This is a genomic window from Variovorax sp. P4_B11 (assembly GCF_056402355.1).
In genome coordinates this window covers 180521-195888 of sequence record NZ_JBFUHO010000003.1, presented here as the reverse complement: position 1 = coordinate 195888, position 15368 = coordinate 180521, and the positions used below count along the sequence as shown (strand labels likewise).

General features: G+C 66.4%; 14 protein-coding genes and 1 pseudogene. 6 read left to right on the top strand and 9 right to left on the bottom strand.

The genetic code is table 11. From position 1 onward, the window contains the following. The first annotated feature begins 33 nt into the window (after positions 1-33). From AC1DYD_RS04915 to AC1DYD_RS04890, 6 genes are all read left to right on the top strand, one after another. Positions 34-987 (top strand): AraC family transcriptional regulator, encoded by a 954-nt coding sequence (locus AC1DYD_RS04915; RefSeq protein ID WP_478171743.1) that lies wholly within the window; start codon positions 34-36, stop codon positions 985-987. 135 nt (positions 988-1122) lie between these two features. Further along, positions 1123-2604, top strand: coding sequence for a protein adenylyltransferase SelO (locus AC1DYD_RS04910; protein WP_478171616.1), 1482 nt, complete (start codon positions 1123-1125; stop codon positions 2602-2604). Then, on the top strand, positions 2601-3020 hold the full coding sequence (gene msrB / locus AC1DYD_RS04905) for a peptide-methionine (R)-S-oxide reductase MsrB (protein WP_478171615.1): 420 nt from the start codon (positions 2601-2603) through the stop codon (positions 3018-3020). The genes AC1DYD_RS04910 and msrB overlap by 4 nt, the downstream gene beginning before the upstream one ends. Positions 3021-3029: 9 nt before the next feature. Then, positions 3030-3569: a septation protein A gene (locus AC1DYD_RS04900; protein WP_478171614.1), complete on the top strand. Its 540-nt coding sequence runs from the start codon at positions 3030-3032 to the stop codon at positions 3567-3569. Beyond that, complete coding sequence (locus AC1DYD_RS04895) at positions 3566-3829, top strand: BolA family protein (protein ID WP_478171613.1); 264 nt, start codon at positions 3566-3568, stop codon at positions 3827-3829. The genes AC1DYD_RS04900 and AC1DYD_RS04895 overlap by 4 nt, the downstream gene beginning before the upstream one ends. A 51-nt stretch (positions 3830-3880) precedes the next feature. Continuing rightward, complete coding sequence (locus AC1DYD_RS04890; RefSeq protein WP_478171612.1) at positions 3881-4666, top strand: foldase protein PrsA; 786 nt, start codon at positions 3881-3883, stop codon at positions 4664-4666. Between the two features lie 63 nt (positions 4667-4729). Here the strand turns inward: AC1DYD_RS04890 and AC1DYD_RS04885 are convergent, their stop codons facing one another. The 9 genes and pseudogenes from AC1DYD_RS04885 to AC1DYD_RS04845 form a co-directional block, all read right to left on the bottom strand. Continuing rightward, on the bottom strand, positions 4730-6046 hold the full coding sequence (locus AC1DYD_RS04885; protein WP_478171611.1) for a TolC family outer membrane protein: 1317 nt from the start codon (positions 6044-6046) through the stop codon (positions 4730-4732). Further along, positions 6039-8156, bottom strand: coding sequence for a peptidase domain-containing ABC transporter (locus tag AC1DYD_RS04880; protein ID WP_478171742.1), 2118 nt, complete (start codon positions 8154-8156; stop codon positions 6039-6041). The genes AC1DYD_RS04885 and AC1DYD_RS04880 overlap by 8 nt, the downstream gene beginning before the upstream one ends. 2 nt (positions 8157-8158) lie before the next feature. Further along, positions 8159-9370, bottom strand: coding sequence for an HlyD family efflux transporter periplasmic adaptor subunit (locus AC1DYD_RS04875; RefSeq protein WP_478171610.1), 1212 nt, complete (start codon positions 9368-9370; stop codon positions 8159-8161). Positions 9371-9483: 113 nt separating this feature from the next. Next, positions 9484-10425, bottom strand: coding sequence for a lysophospholipid acyltransferase family protein (locus tag AC1DYD_RS04870; RefSeq protein WP_478171609.1), 942 nt, complete (start codon positions 10423-10425; stop codon positions 9484-9486). A gap of 55 nt (positions 10426-10480) precedes the next feature. Then, positions 10481-10606, bottom strand: coding sequence for a hypothetical protein (locus tag AC1DYD_RS04865; RefSeq protein ID WP_478171608.1), 126 nt, complete (start codon positions 10604-10606; stop codon positions 10481-10483). Between the two features lie 180 nt (positions 10607-10786). Then, positions 10787-11218 (bottom strand): fimbrial protein, encoded by a 432-nt coding sequence (locus AC1DYD_RS04860; RefSeq protein ID WP_478171741.1) that lies wholly within the window; start codon positions 11216-11218, stop codon positions 10787-10789. 24 nt (positions 11219-11242) lie between these two features. Beyond that, positions 11243-11692: pseudogene (locus tag AC1DYD_RS04855) on the bottom strand (fimbrial protein); the annotation flags it as partial. 178 nt (positions 11693-11870) lie between these two features. After that, complete coding sequence (locus AC1DYD_RS04850; RefSeq protein WP_478171607.1) at positions 11871-14570, bottom strand: fimbria/pilus outer membrane usher protein; 2700 nt, start codon at positions 14568-14570, stop codon at positions 11871-11873. Between the two features lie 11 nt (positions 14571-14581). Continuing rightward, entirely contained in the window at positions 14582-15361 is a 780-nt protein-coding gene (locus AC1DYD_RS04845; protein WP_478171606.1) for a fimbrial biogenesis chaperone, read from the bottom strand. Positions 15362-15368: the final 7 nt, after the last annotated feature.

Sequence of the window (15368 nt, the reverse complement as noted above, 5' to 3'; positions counted from 1 at the left end):
AGTTCGGGCGCCTGGCTCCGAGGCGTGCTCGACATGTTCGCGGCCGAAGGGCTGGACGTGCCGGCGCTGCTGCGCGACTGCGGCTTCGATGCCACCGGGCTCGACCGGCCAGATGCCCGCTTTCCGGCCGACGACATCAGCCAGCTGTGGCAACTGGCCGTGGCCCGGTCCGGCAAGGCCGCGCTGGGTCTCTCGCGCGAACTGGCGGCGCGCCACGGCAACCTCGACATGCTGGGCCACGCGATGACCTGCAGCCCGCATCTGCAGGCGGGCCTGGAGCGCCTGGCGCGCTATCTGGCCGTGGTCTCGGATGCCGCCACCTTCGAACTCGAAGCCGACCCTCGCGGCCATTGGCTGGTGCTCGGCCATGTCGGCAGCCGCCGGCCAGTGCCGCGCCAGCGCGTCGAGTACGGGATGCTGACCATGCTGGTGCTGTGCGGCTGGCTGACGCGACGCGAGCTGCATCCGCTGGCGGTCGAGTTCGTCTTCGCGGCACCACCGAACGACGCGGCCCATCGGACCGCTTTCGGTTGCACGATCCGCTTCGGCGCCCCGGCCAACCGCTTGCTGCTGGCCGAGGCCGACATGCGCGCGGCGATCCCTTCGCAGCATCCGGCGCTGGCGGCATTGCACGAGCGCCTGCTCGACGAACAGCTGAACCAGCTGGCCGACAGCACGATCAGCCGCCGGGTCTGCGCCGAGATCACGCGCCGCCTGCCCGGCGGCGAGCCGCGCCGGCAGGAGGTCGCGGCCGGCCTCGGCGTCACCGAGCGCACGCTCCAGCGCCGGCTGCAGGCCGAGGCCAGTTCCTACCAGTTACTGCTCGACCACACCCGCCGCGAGCTGGCCCAGCAGTATCTGGCCGACCGGCGCCACACGCTGACGGAGGTCGCCGACCTGCTCGGCTTCGTCGACAGCAGCAACTTCTTTCGCGCCTGCAAGCGCTGGTTCGGGCTGCCGCCGGCGCAGTACCGGATGCGGCTGTGAGAGAGCGGCGAAGTGCCCATGCCGACCGTGCCGGCCGCCCTCTGAATCCTCGCGCCTGCGTCAAAGACGCCAGCATCGCCAGCGCGATGGCCCCTCCCGCCCGGGGTCTCCGCCCGCTGCGGGACAATCGCCCCCATGAGCATGCTTGCAGACGAAGCGGACCTGGTCGACCTGGGCCTGCGCTGGGCCCCCGGCTTTTCGGCCTTGGGTCCCGCCTTCTTCACCGAACTCCAACCCCGCCCCCTGCCCGATCCCTACTGGGTCGGCCGCAGCGCGCGCATGGCGGCCGAACTCGGACTGGATCCTTCCTGGCTGCATTCCGACGAAGGCCTGGCCGCTTTCATCGGCAACTCGCCCATCGCTGGAACGCGCCCGCTGGCTAGCGTCTACAGCGGCCATCAGTTCGGCGTCTGGGCCGGGCAGCTCGGCGACGGGCGCGCCATCCTGCTCGGGGAAACCGAGGGCGGCCTCGAAGTCCAGTTCAAGGGCACCGGCCAGACCCCCTATTCCCGCATGGGCGACGGCCGCGCCGTGCTGCGCTCCAGCATCCGCGAGTTCCTCTGCAGCGAGGCCATGCACGGGCTGGGCATCCCGACCACGCGGGCCCTGTGCGTGACCGGCTCCGATGCCCGGGTGCGGCGCGAGGAGCTCGAAACTGCCGCCGTCGTGACCCGCGTCGCGCCCAGCTTCGTCCGCTTCGGCCACTTCGAGCATTTCGCCGCCAACCAGCGCGACGCCGAACTGCGCGCCCTGGCCGACTACGTGATCGGCCGCTACTACCCGGACTGCCGCGCTGGCTCGCGCTTCGGCGGCAACGCCTACGCCGCGCTGCTCGAGGCGGTCAGCGAACGCACGGCGGCCCTGCTGGCCCAATGGCAGGCGGTCGGCTTCTGCCATGGCGTGATGAACACCGACAACATGAGCATCCTCGGGCTCACGATCGACTACGGGCCGTTCCAGTTCCTGGACGGCTTCGACCCGCGCCACATCTGCAACCACAGCGACACGGCCGGCCGCTACGCCTTCAACCAGCAGCCCAACGTCGCCTACTGGAACCTGTTTTGCCTGGCCCAGGCCCTGTTGTCGTTGATCGGCGACCAGGAAATCGCGGTCGCCGCGCTGGCGTCGTACAAGACCGTGTTTCCGAGCGCGTTCGAGGCTCGCATGCGGGCCAAGCTCGGCCTCGGCGAGGCCGAGCTTGGCGACCGCGCCCTGATCGAGGGCGTGCTCAAGCTGCTGGCGCAGGAGAAGGTCGACTACACGATCTTCTGGCGGCGGTTGTCGCACTGCGTGGCAAGCGGCAATGCCGAGCCGGTGCGCGACCTGTTCGTCGACCGCCCCGGGATCGACGCCTGGCTCGAGACCTACGCCGGGCGCCGTGGCGGCATGCCGGCCGAAACGGTCGCCGAGCGGATGTTCCGTAACAATCCCAAGTTCGTCCTGCGGAACCACCTGGGCCAGCAGGCGATCGAAGCCGCCGGGCAAAAGGACTTCTCCGGCGTCGCCACCTTGCTGAGCCTGCTCGAAACCCCATTTGAAGAACATCCCGGCCACGACGACGCCGCCGGCTTCCCGCCCGACTGGGCCTCCACGATCGAAATCAGCTGCTCATCATGACTTCACCCGTCCAGAAAACCGACGCCGAATGGAAAGCCCTGCTGGCCGAGAAAGGCGCCGAGCGCGGCGCTTTCGAAATCACCCGGCACGCCGCCACCGAGCGCCCCTTCACCGGCAAGTACGAAGCCCACTGGGAAGACGGCAGCTACCACTGCATCTGCTGCGGCGCCAAGCTCTTCGACTCGGCCACCAAGTTCGACGCCGGCTGCGGCTGGCCCAGCTTCTCGCAGGAGGCCGTGCCCGGCGCGATCCGCAACATCGTCGACCGCTCGCATGGCATGGTGCGCACCGAGAACGTCTGCGCCAGCTGCGGCGCGCACCTGGGCCATGTGTTTCCCGACGGGCCGACCGACACCGGGCTGCGCTACTGCATGAACTCGGCCTCGCTGGAGTTCCAGAAGAAAGAGACCGACTGAGCGCGCGCCATGAAATTCGTCCTCGATTTTTTCCCGATCCTGCTGTTCTTCGGCGCCTTCAAGCTCTACGACATCTACGTGGCGACCGGCGTGCTGATGGCCGCCACGGTGCTGCAGATGGCGATCATCTGGTTCATGGAACGCCGGCTGCAGCCGATCCAGAAAGCCACGCTGGTGCTGATCCTGCTGTTCGGCTCGCTGACACTGGCGCTGCACGACGACCGCTTCATCAAGTGGAAGCCGACCGTGCTGTACGGCGCCATGGCCATCGCGCTCGCGGTCGCGCTGTGGGGCTACAAGAAGAACTTCCTGAAGATGCTGCTGGGCGCCCAGCTGGAGCTGCCGGTGCAGGTCTGGGGCAAGCTCAATGTCGCCTGGATCGCCTACTGCCTCTTCATGGCCGTCCTCAACGGCTACGTCGCGGCCTATTTCACGACCGAGGCCTGGGTCGATTTCAAGCTCTGGGGCTACGTCTTCCCGATCGTGTTCCTGATCGCGCAGGGCCTCTACATCTCGCCCCATCTCAAATCGGACAAGCCCGCAGCATGAGCCTTCCGACCGCCCAGGACCTCGAAACGCGGCTGCGCGAGGTGCTCCAGCCGACCGAACTCGAGGTGATCGACGAAAGCGCGGCCCACGCCGGCCATGCGGGCGCCGGCGCCGAGGGCTACGGCACGCATTTCCGGGTCCGCATCGCCTCGCCGCTGTTCGCCGGCAAGCCGCGTGTGGCGCGCCATCGGCTTGTGTATGATGCGCTGCAACTTTTCATCGCACAGGGCCTCCACGCGCTTGCCATAGAGACGCTTTAGGGCGTCGATTCCATCACCCGCACGGTCGTGCGGCGACAACTCCTCTCCCTTATGAAGAAAAACATCCTGAAGGCCGTCGCGTTCGCCACCCTGGTCGGCGCCATTCCGTTCGCCGCCCTCGCGCAGAACGCCGCCATCGTGAATGGCAAGGCCGTGCCGAAGGCACGCATGGACGTGCTGGCCCAGCAACTGGCCGCGGCCGGCCGGCCGGTGACGCCCGAGATGCAGGGCCAGCTGCGCGAGGAAGTGATCGCGCGCGAGATCTTCATGCAGGAAGCCCAGAAGCAGGGCCTCGACGCCAGCGACGACTACAAGGCCCAGCTCGAGCTGGCGCGCCAGGCGATCCTGATCCGCCAGCTGTTCGAGAACTACCGCAAGACGAACCCGGTCACCGACGCCGAGGTGCAAGCCGAGTACGACAAGTTCGTCGCGGCCAATTCCGGCAAGGAATACAAGGCGCGCCACATCCTGGTCGAGACCGAGGACCAGGCCAACAAGATCCTGGCCGACCTCAAGAAGGGCGCCAAGTTCGAGGACATTGCCAAGAAGCAGAGCAAGGACCCGGGATCGGGCGCCAACGGCGGCGACCTCGACTGGGCGGCGCCGGCCAGCTTCGTGCCCGAATTCTCGGAAGCGATGATCAAGCTCAAGAAGGGCGAGACCACGGCCGTGCCGGTCAAGTCGCAGTTCGGCTACCACATCATCCGGGTCGACGACGTCCGCCAGGCGCAACTGCCGAAGCTCGAGGAAGTCAAGCCGCAGGTCACGCAGCAGCTGCAGCAGCAACGGCTGCAGAAGTACCAGGAAGACCTGCGGGCGAAGGCGAAGGTCGAGTAATCGAGCCAGGCGAGAAGCCTCGCCTGCAAACAAAAAAAGCGGCCCGCGGGCCGCTTTCTTGTTTCACGAAGGCGCCCCGACCTTCAATTGCGCATTGATTTGCGCCACTTCCCCGGTGTCCAGCGCCCCTGTCGCCGCCTTGAGCCGCAGCAGCGCGACCAGGGTTTCGTACCTGGCGCGCAGCAGGTCGCGCCGGCTTGCGTAGAGCGAATCGAAGGCCCGGAGCACGTCCACGCTCGTGCGGCTGCCCACCTTGTAGCCGATCTGGATGGCGGACAAGGACTCGGCCGAGGTTTTCACCAGGCCCGTCAACAGGTCGATCCGCTGCACGCCCCACTGGAAGCGCGAGAAGTTCTCGCGCGCCTCGGCTTCCGCCTGCCGGGACGCCGACCGCCATTTGCCTTCCGCCTGGTCCTCCAGCGCGAGCGATTCCTTGAGCCGTGCCGGCGCCGCGCCGCCCGTGAAGAGCGGCACGGTGACGCTCACCATCGCCGTCGCCGTCGTGGTCGGCCTGGCATAGCCGGAAGCCGCGCCGGCAGGCGTATAGCCGGCCGTCAGGTTGACGACGGGATAGCGCTCTCCACGCACCTTGCTGACGTCGAGTTTGGCGATCTCCCATTCGATCTGCCCCAGCTGTACCGGATAGCCCTGCGCCCGCGCCTGCGTCGCCCAGCCTTCGGCATCCTCAGGCACGACGCGCGGCCGCACCGCCGCGTCCGACAGGCGCGAAAGCGAGGAGAACCGCCGGCCGGTCAGTTGCTCGATCGCGCGGTACTTGAGCGCCAGGTCATTGCGCGCATCCATCTTCTGCAACAGCGCCTGCTCGCTGAGCGTGTCGGCCTCGCGCAAATCGATCAGCGTGGCCTCGCCCGCGGTCTTCCGGAGGCGAAGCTCCTCGAGGTGGGTGGCGATCGCGGCCGCGTAGTCGGTGGCCCGTGCGCGCTCGTCCTCGGCGGCCAGCACATCGAAGTAGGCGCGCGCGGCGCGCACGATCAACGCCTGCCGGGCGCCGGCAAGTTCGACCGCACCGCGCGCCGCGACGAAGTCGGCCTGCTGGTAGCTCGCCCACCGGCTCCAGTCGAACAGGGGCTGCGTCAGGTTGACGGTCCAGCCGTTCTGCCAGTAGCTGGTGGTGAGCGAGTTCTCGCTGGCGATCCGGTTGAAGGCACGTCCCCAGCCGCCGTCGATCCTCGGCAGCAAGGCCGCGCGCGCCTTGGGAAGCGCCTGCTGGGCCGCCTCGTAGCCGGCACGGGCCTGGCTAAGTTCGGCATCGTGTTCCACCGCCTGCGCGACCACCGTCATCAGGTCCGCCGTCTGCGCGCGACCCGCGTGCGCGACAAGGCCGAGCAGGATCCCCACCAGCAGGCGACGGCTATGCACGGAGAAGCACACCGGCCGTGGGTTCATCGGTCGATGCCTCGCGCACCAGCCGACCGTCGATCAACCGGTAGCGGGTCTCGAAGGCCGATGCCAGGAACATGTCGTGCGTGATGACGACCACCGTGCGGTCCAGGCGCGCGAGCAGCGCCGCGATGCGCCGCACCGACACCGGGTCCAGGTTGGAAGTAGGCTCGTCGAGCAGCAACAGCTCCCGCTTCTGATAGAGCGCACGGGCCAGCAGCAGGCGCTGCCGCTGGCCGGCCGAGATGTTGGCCATGGTGTCGCTGACCATGGTGCGCGTGCGCATCGGCAGCCGCATGATGTCCTCCAGCAGGCCCACCTCGTCGAGCAGCGCATGAATGCGCGCTTCGTCCGCGTTGGCCTCGAACAGGGAGACGTTGTCGGCAATCGAGCCGTGCAGGATGATGTCGCCCTGCCGCATGTGAACCGCATGGCGGCGAATCTCGTCGACCGTGAGATTGGGCCAGAGGATGCCGTTCAGGGCGATGCGGCCCTCCTGCAGCGGCTCGGCCGCCGCCAGCAACTTGAACAGCGTCGATTTGCCGCTGCCGGACGGCCCCGTGATGGCGATCTTCTCGCCCCGGCGGATGTCGATGCTCGCCCCCTTGAAGACCGGCTGGTCGGAGACGCCATAGCGGAAGGTCACCTCGTGCATCTCGATGCGCTGGAAGTCCCGCACCTCGACGGTCTTGAGGACGTCACCGAGCGGCGTATAGCGCTCTCCCTCGCCCTTGGCGATGTCGTCGACCCGGCTGACCGGCACGCTCAGCATGAAGTACCCGAACGCCGAATTGATCGAGCGGGCCAGCCGCTCGGACATCAGGGTCTTGTAGATCAGGAACGAATAGAAGACGCCGACCGAGACGGTGCCGCTGAGCATCAACTGGGCCGCGAGCCAGGTGATGACGATCATGTCGGCATAGTCGATCAGCTTGAGGATCGCGTCGCGCAGGCTGCCCAGCCGGCTGCCTTGCAGCGAGGCGGCGATGAACGCCCGGTACTTCGCCATGAAGATCGCGCAACGCCGGGTCTCGCCCTGGGACAGCTTGATCAGCGACGCAGCGCGGATGGTTTCGATCAGCGCGTCGTCGCAACGCGCCGAGTGCTCCATCACCAGCGCGTGCGTGTCGCGCATGCGCGTGAACAAGGCGAACGAGACCGCCACGTAGAACATGAAGATCAGCAGGGCCACCAGCGTGAGCAGCCCGCTTTGCACCCCCATCAGCGCCAGCGCCAGGCCGGCCACCGACAGGTCGATGTACAGCGCGATCCGCGTGCGCGTGGCGAACGCGCTGATCTCGTCCTGCGCCTTGACCCGGGCGAACAGGTCGCCCACGTTGCGCTTCTCGAACCACGGCATGGGGCTGCGCAGCAGGTGGGCCAGCAGCCCTTCCGTCATGTGGGCCCGGGTCAGGCCATGCAGCAGCTCGACCAGGTAACTCTGCACGTATTGGCTCAAGGCGCCGATGACGAAGATGCTGCCGAAGGTCAGCGCCAGGACATTCAACAGGTTCAGGTTGTCCGTGGCCACGACCTGGTCGAGCACCAGGTTGCCCAGGTAGGGCATGGCCAGAATCGCGAACTGGCTGCCGATCGCGACGAACATGAGCTTCGCGATCTGCCCGCCGAGCTGCGGATTGCTCGCGCGCACGCGGGCCAGCGCCGCCGGCACGCCCGAGCGGGCCCGGATGCGCGGCATGCCCGGCGTCGGCGCGCATTCGAGCAGGTAGCCCGACACATTGCTCCTGAAGGTGTCCATCGCCACGCGTCGGCGGCCCGACGCCGGATCGATGATGTGGACATAGCCGCCGCGCACCTTCTCGAAGACGATGAAATGCGCCCCGCCGAAGTGAATGATCGATCCCCGCGCGATGCCCGACAGGTCGGCCGGATCGAAGCGATAGGCCTGCACCGACAGGCCGAATTCGACCGCCACGTCGTACAGGTCCATGAGCGACAGGCCGTTGGCCGAGATCGGGCGGTGGAGCGACAACTCGCGCACCTGCGTCGACCGGCCCAGGGACGACAGCACCATGGCCAGGCACGCATAGCCGCATTCGGCGACTTCGTTCTGATAGAGCACACGCATCGTCATCCCCGCACCATCCGGAACAACGGCGCCAGGATCCACTCGGCGATCGTCCGGCGCTCGACGGCGATGCTCGCGGTCGCGCGCATGCCGGGCAGGATCTTGAATGTCTGCCGCTCGAAGTGGAAGACATCGCCGCTCAGCGTGGCCCATGCCATGTAGTCGTCGCCGCCCTCCGGCGGCTTCTCCTTGTCCTTCGGGTCGGAGGCGGCCGGCGAGGACATCGGGGACTGGACCGTGGTGCCCGAAATCGAGTCGATGCGCGCCTCGTGGCTGCCGAAGCGCTCGTAGGGGAAGGCATCGAACTTCAGCCGCACGGTCTGCCCAAGGTGTACGAAGCCGCGCCGCCGCGACGGAATGCGCAAGGCGGCGCGCAACGGCCCGGCTTCGCCCGTGCCGATGACCAGGGCCACATCGCCCGGCTCCAGCGAATGCCCCTGCACCAGGTTCGAGAAGCTCACGACACCCGCCTTGGGCGCGGAGATGGTGAGGGTCTGCCGTTGCTGTTCGAAGCGCACGTCGAAGTCCTGGCGTTCGCGGGCGTGCTGCGAAGCAAGCGCCTCGATCTGCGTCTCGAGCTCGGTTTGCGAACTCCGGACCGTGGCCAGTTCCCCGAGCAACTGCTGGCGCCGCGCCGCACTCTGCGCCACGGCCACCCTGCCCTGGCGCGTTTCGGCCCGCGCCTGCTCGATCCGGTCGGCCGGCAAGTAGTCGGAAATGGACTCCAGCCGCGAGAGCTTTTGCTCCGATTCATTCACCAGATGGCCGTTTTGCGCGCTCTGTTCGCCGAGCGCCGCCAGTTCGGCCTGCCGGGCTTTCTGCATCAGCCGCGCGGCCTCCAGTTGGGATTGCAATCCGCTCTTTCGCTGGCCGTACTGGCGCTCCATGGTCCGGATCTGGTCGCTGCGCATCTGCTCGTCGAACACCGGGCGCTGGCGGCCATCGCTGGAGAGCGACAGGTTCCGGTCGAGCGTGAACAGCGGCGTGCCGGGCTCGACCCGCTCCGATTCCTGGACATGGATCTTCGAAACCAGCCCGCTCAGGCCCTGGATCTTGACGTCGGAAGGAGAGATGACTTCGCCCTGCACGTCCTGCTTGAGTTCGATCTCGTGCACGAATGCGAAAGCCGTGGCGGCAATGACAACCGTCGATGTGGCATAGGCGATCCAGCGCCAGGAAACATCCTTGAAGTTCGGAAGATGGGTCGGTTCCATGAAAACAATGACGCCGATGCAGTCGGCGTTTCAAATTACTAATAAGGAATGGCCACGCCTATTCACGCTAAATTCAAAGGCCCGGACCACGACCGAATCCGGTCACTCCCTTGTCATTTGACGGAAGCGAAGGCATACATGGACGGATGCCCGGCGGGAAGCCAGCTCGAATAATTGCCGATCAGCGCGGTCTCGATGTGCTGCGCCAGCTGCTGCGGTGCATCGGCGGCGGCGAGTGGCAGCGGGCTGAGCAGTTCGGCATCGAATCGCCCGTTCTCGAAGCGCAGATAGAACGGGAGCAGCATGGCGTCCAGCGGCGCACCCAGGCGAAAGACGCCGTTGTGAACGCGTGCATGGCGCCCGAACATCGACACATTGACCGTCTGCATCGGGAAGCGTTGGAACGCAAATGGCGGCACATCGGAAAACAGCACGGCGACACCGTGGCGCTTCAGCGCCCGGGCCACGCGCAAGCCCAGGCGATTGCGTTCGACATCGCCGTCGCCGAAGGTGTACAGCACCTTCACGCCGGGTATTTGCGCATCGTCGTCGCCATAGATGTTCCGCGGCACGCCGGACACCACGGCCATGGACTCGATGCCCAGCAGCGCTCTCAACTCATCGATGACGTAGATGTTCGCGTACTGGGACACATAGTGGAACGGCGAAACAATGACCGGACGCCCCGGCCACGCGGCCTTCAACCTGGAAATCTCATGGGCAAGCCGGGCGGCCACCGCCTGCAGGTCGGGCCAGGCCTCGCTGCCGCGGGCGCGCCGGCCAAAATAGATTCGCTGGTCGATCAGGCTTTCCAGTCGATCGACCGAACGCGCTCGCCGCGCTTGCGCTGGCGACACGCCCAGCACCTCGCGGCCGATTTCAGCCCGCGCGACACCTTTGGCCCGGACCCGGAGATTGAAAAGACTTCCGATCCGCCAGCCCATCGCTGCCAGCGGCCCCAAGAGCACACGGGGGATGCGAGCCATCCATGCACCGCTCAGATGGTATTGGGCGATCCTCACCCAATTCAGCAGCGGCGCCTTGAATACTCGCATTGACAACTCTTTAAGCTCAAATAAAAACGGACTTCGCGGTCCGTTTTCAAGCGATTTAGGCCTTGGGGACCACGACGCTGGTCGACGTCACGTCGGTCGGGGTCACAACAGGCTTGTCCGTCTTGCAGCAGCCGCCTGCGATCATCGACTTGGCCAGTTCGCTTCGTTCAATCTTTTGCATTTTCAATACTTTCAATTTTGAGTTTAAAAAAACAGTCGTCAAGTGACTGCAGAGTGAATGTACCAGCGCCGTAGTGCGGTTTCACGTCCAGATTTTATTTTCAGAATTTTCCAAGCACCGCTGCGTATTGATCCGAAGGCATTGCACCTCTCTGCCCTGTCTACAGGTTTTCCCCGAACGCTATTTGTAATTGAGGGTGAAAGTTGCCGTGCCGTCGGCGCGACCCGGCGTCACGGTGCTGCCCGTCTGGTAATAGCGCGCGGTATAAGGCAGCACATAAGCGCCATCCTTCGACGGTCCCACCAACACATCGTCGCCGAACGGAACAGGCGCGGCATCCTTGTCCAGTACCTGGATCCCGACGCCGCTGGCGATGTCCGTGCCGCCCGTGATCTTCAGCACGCCCGGCGCGCTGGTTGTCGGATCCTGCGTCGCGTCCATCTGCAGATAGACGAGGTTCTGCGCGTTCTGGCCCGGTTGACAGTTCAGCTGGATCTTGAACGGCTTGTCGCCGGCGGTGGTCCCCATGCCCCCGAAGCGGCTGAGCGCCACGTTGCCGAGCTGCACCGAAAAGCTGCGAGAGCCCGTGTCCACGGTGCACGAAGGCGTGATGATCGTGATGCCGTTGCCACTGAGATAGGTAGTGATTGCCGAATTGCCGGGATCGCCATCGCCGTAGTAGCGGGTGTAGGTACCCGCCGCGAGCGGGCCGTTGCCGGTGACGGGCGCCGTCTTGAACAGTTCCACCAAGAATGAAGAGCCGGCATACAGCTCACCGTAGCCGTAGGGCACCGAGATATCGTGTGGATAGGTCGCCTTGGTGCTGGTGGGGCCCGAGCCCGTGTCCGGGCCCGCGATCAAGCGCGTCAGCCTAATGCCGACGCCCGGCACCGCCGTCGTATAGCGGTCGGTGTAGCCGGGCACCAGCGTCCCTTGCAACATAACGCCGTGCACCATCCCGCCGACGCCGTTGGCGTTGCCGGTCATGCAGTCGAACATGTGTTCAGTCCCGCCGCTGATCGAAAACGGCTGAGACTTGATTAGTTCGCCCACCGCTGTGTTCGGTGAAATGACGACGGTGCCCATGGCCATGTCGATGCTGCGCTCGGCAAAGAAGGGGGGGGTACCGGCGGGGGTGCCGGTGTATCGCTTGCAGACCGCCATCGCGCCCTGCGCGCCACCCAGCAGGCACAGGGCCAGCAGGGCCAGGCGCACGCGGCCGCGCGACAGGTTCTTCATCGTTGCGAATCGGTGGTTGCTCATTTCATTCCTTAGGTTTGGCTTCGCCCGAAGCGACAGGCGTGGCGAGTGCGCCCGGTGCGTCCGGTGCGGCAGGCGCGGCGCACTGACCGTCCAGCTGGCGGATCGGCGGCGGCTGCTCTTCGTCGGGCAGGCTGTAGGGCACGGTGCACTGGTCGCTGTCGCCATGGCCCCAGATCACCTTCAGCTGGCCTGAGCTGGCCGCGCCGGTGACGAAGGCCTGGCCGTCCGGGCCGACGATGCCGACCTCCTGGCCCGCCTCGTTCTCGATCTTCGAGCCCAGGGGCAGCACCTTGCCGTTCGGGCCGGTCAGCGTCATCAACAGGCGCAAGCCCACCGAGGTCTCGAACTTCGCCAGCACGACCGCGCCGCGCGTCGGCACCACGTCCATGGCGGCGTTCTTCACCTCCACCGTGTCGCCCAGGTCGCCGGTGCGAAGGGCGACGCGGTTGATGCGGTAGGGGCTCAGGTTGGCAATGACGGCCTGGCCCTGCCCGTCGGTCATCACGCCCGCCTGCGACTCGAGGCCGACGCCCTGCGCCTTTGGCACCCGCACCAGCGCCATGGTTTCGCCGAGCGGCTGCGACAGCGTGGCACCGCCGCCATGCACCAGCAGCCCCCCCGACATGCCGAAGGTGGTCTGGCCGTAGCCACGGCCCTGCGATTGGCCGAGGTCGAAGCGGCCCACCGGCGACAGGTAGCTGGCGCTCGCGCTGCCGTTGGCACCTTGCTGGTTCGAGTCGCCGGCCATCACGTTGTAGGTCAGGCGGCTGTCGTCGAAGGCGGAGCCATAGAGGCCGACCTGCTGGTTGACGCGGCCGTTGTTGTCGTGGGTCACCGAGTACTGCGCGTTGGCGCGCGAGTTGCCCAGCGGGATGGTCAGCATCACCGTGATCTGCCGGTTCGACGGCGCGTTCAGGTTGGTGCTGTAGTTGTAGAACACGCTGTAGCCGAACTGCTTGTAGTTGCCCGAGTAGCCGACCTGCACCAGGCGATCGGTGGCGCTGGTGCCCCAGTAGCTTTGCTGCCGGGCCGAAACGAACACGCTGCCCTTGTCGGCGATCTGCTGCGACAGGTCCAGGCGCAGTTCGTTGCGGCGGTTGTTGAACGGGGCCGCGGACGACAGGTCCTGCACCTGCACGGCTTCCTGGAAGGTGCGGTAGCCGCTGGTCGAATAGCGGTAGCCCGCGACCCGGAAGTTGGTGCCCGACGAGATGAACGACTTGGCATAGAGAAAGCGCAGCGACTCCCCGGTGGAGCTGTCGTCGTTGCGATCGGTGGTGCGCGCGCTCGTCAGGTCGACCGACACGGCGCCGAAGTCGCGCAGGTTCTTGCCGACGCCGGCCAGCACCGCCTGGTACATGTTCGCGGCCGTCAGGCCGCCATAGAGCGAGAACTCGTTGCCCATGCCGCGCGCCAGCGTGCCCTGGGCGAAGTAAGGCTGCGACAGCGCCGGACGCGAGCCGCCGTACGAGGTGTCGAGGTCGCTGTAGCCATTGCGGTACTTGCCCGCGGTGGCCGCATAGCGCCAGGTGCCTTCGCGCAGCAGCGTCGGCACGGCGGAAAAGGCCTGGATGTACCGGGTCTGCCGGCCGTCGGCCTCGGTGATGGTCACCTCGAGGTCGCCGCTCGACGCGGTGGGATAGAGGTCGTCGAGCACGAAGGCCCCGGGGGCCACGAAGGTGCTGTATACGACGTAGCCGTTCTGCCGCACGGTGACCCGCGCATTGGTCTGCGCCACGCCGCGAATCGTCGGAGCATAGCCTTGCATGCTGTCGGGCAGCATCGCGTCGTCGGACGCAATCTGCGCGCCACGAAACTGCACGCTGTCGAAGAAGTTGCCGGGCGTGGCGCCTTCACCGACCAGCAGCTGGCCCTTGATGGACGCCAGGTCGCGCTGGACGTAGGAGTTGATGGACTGCCAGCGGCCCTGGCCGGCGACGTTGCTGTTGTAGGTCGAGTAGTTGCGAAAGCGCCAGTCGCCGGCATTGAAGCCGGCGCGCAGGCCAGCGAAGAAGGTTTCGCGCTGGATCTGGTTGCCAGTCAGGTTGTTGTTGAGCGCCGCATTCCCATCGAGGATGTTCTGCTGCACCTGCAACTGCTGCTGGATCGACAGGTTGTTGTTGTAGTTGCTGCCGGTGTTGTGGCCGTAGCTGAGCTGGTAGTCGAGCATGCCGGCGGTGATGCCCTTGTCCCACTTCTCCGGCCCCACGGCACCGCGTGCCGAGCGCTTCAGCGCGGCTTGCGGGATGCTGACATACAGCCGCTGCTTGCCGCCGTCGTAGCTCACCGCCGAGTCGGGAATGACGCTGCCCAGGTCGATGCAGGCCTCGTCCGAGGCGGTGGCGAGCGCGGGGAACACCGGCACGTTGACGCCCCAGGCCTCGAGCAGGCCGCGCGTCAGGCAGGGCACGGCGTCGTTCTTGCCTTCCTGCTCGACGAAGCGGACTTCGCTTTGCCCGACGCCGCGTTCGTTCAGCGTCACGTCGACCAGGTAGGTGCCGGCCGTCACGCGGTTGCCGAAGGCGAACAGCGACAGGTCCGCGGTGGGCTGGTCGCCGCCGATGCCGAGAAACTCCTGGTTGAAGGTCGAGGCGGCGAATTTCTGCTGTGCATGGCCCGGCGCGCCCAGCGCCGCCAGCAGCGCGGCGCACAGCGTCAGCCGGAACGGCGCGCGGGACAAGGCGAATTGGTGGTGGTGCACGGTCCGGCCTCTCACGGCTTGGCGGCGTCCGCGGGCGGCGCGACCGGCTCGGCCTTGACGGCCACAGGCTCGGTGCCGACAGGCACCCGGACCATCTCGCGCGGCGATTCGCCACCGTAGTCGTTGAGCGTGGTGAACGAAACCTCGATCGCCTGCGGCGTCTTGACGGCATCGAGCGGATACGACATTTCGCCGAACGGCGGCACCATGTCGGCATTGATCTCCTGCTTGCCGCCGTTGATCGTCAGACCGGTGAATGTCACGTGATAGGCCGAGTCATTGCCGATCCTGAGCACAGCGCCCTGGCCACCCTCGCCCGCGCTCACAGCCCACTTGAGATGCGTGCGGGCGTCCCACGGCTTGCCGGGCAGGTTCGCGGGCCGGTAGAACAGCTTGATGCGGGTGCGCACCGCGATCTGCAGCGTGTTCTCTTTGGTGTCGGCCTTCTCGGGGATCTCCTTGACGTTGAGCCGAAAGACCGACTCGCGGTCGGCCGGCAGCCCGCCGCCCACGCGCATGATCCGCAGGATGTTTTCCATGCCCGGGTCGAGGCGCGACAACGGCGGCGTCACGAGCAGCGGGGTCTTGGTGTTGCCTTCGCCGGCGTCGATCCAGGTCTGGACCACGTAGGGCGATGTGCCGGTGTTCTTCACCGAGATGGAGGCTTCGCGATCCTTCTCGCCGAGGATCACACGGGTGCCGCCGAGCATCACGCCAGCGCTGGCTGGCCACTGGAGGCTGAGCATCAGCAACGCGCCGATGGCCCACCGAAAGCAGTTCTTTTTGTGCATCACAATA

Bases quoted from the DNA above. Each gene is read 5' to 3' on its own strand.
- AC1DYD_RS04880 (WP_478171742.1), bottom strand. From the start codon at position 8,156: ATGCGTGTGCTCTATCAGAACGAAGTCGCCGAATGCGGCTATGCGTGC.
- AC1DYD_RS04895 (WP_478171613.1), top strand. From the start codon at position 3,566: ATGAGCCTTCCGACCGCCCAGGACCTCGAAACGCGGCTGCGCGAGGTG.
- AC1DYD_RS04910 (WP_478171616.1), top strand. From the start codon at position 1,123: ATGAGCATGCTTGCAGACGAAGCGGACCTGGTCGACCTGGGCCTGCGC.
- AC1DYD_RS04900 (WP_478171614.1), top strand. From the start codon at position 3,030: ATGAAATTCGTCCTCGATTTTTTCCCGATCCTGCTGTTCTTCGGCGCC.
- AC1DYD_RS04875 (WP_478171610.1), bottom strand. From the start codon at position 9,370: ATGGAACCGACCCATCTTCCGAACTTCAAGGATGTTTCCTGGCGCTGG.
- AC1DYD_RS04870 (WP_478171609.1), bottom strand. From the start codon at position 10,425: ATGCGAGTATTCAAGGCGCCGCTGCTGAATTGGGTGAGGATCGCCCAA.
- msrB (WP_478171615.1), top strand. From the start codon at position 2,601: ATGACTTCACCCGTCCAGAAAACCGACGCCGAATGGAAAGCCCTGCTG.
- AC1DYD_RS04915 (WP_478171743.1), top strand. From the start codon at position 34: ATGTTCGCGGCCGAAGGGCTGGACGTGCCGGCGCTGCTGCGCGACTGC.
- AC1DYD_RS04845 (WP_478171606.1), bottom strand. From the start codon at position 15,361: ATGCACAAAAAGAACTGCTTTCGGTGGGCCATCGGCGCGTTGCTGATG.
- AC1DYD_RS04865 (WP_478171608.1), bottom strand. From the start codon at position 10,606: ATGCAAAAGATTGAACGAAGCGAACTGGCCAAGTCGATGATCGCAGGC.
- AC1DYD_RS04890 (WP_478171612.1), top strand. From the start codon at position 3,881: ATGAAGAAAAACATCCTGAAGGCCGTCGCGTTCGCCACCCTGGTCGGC.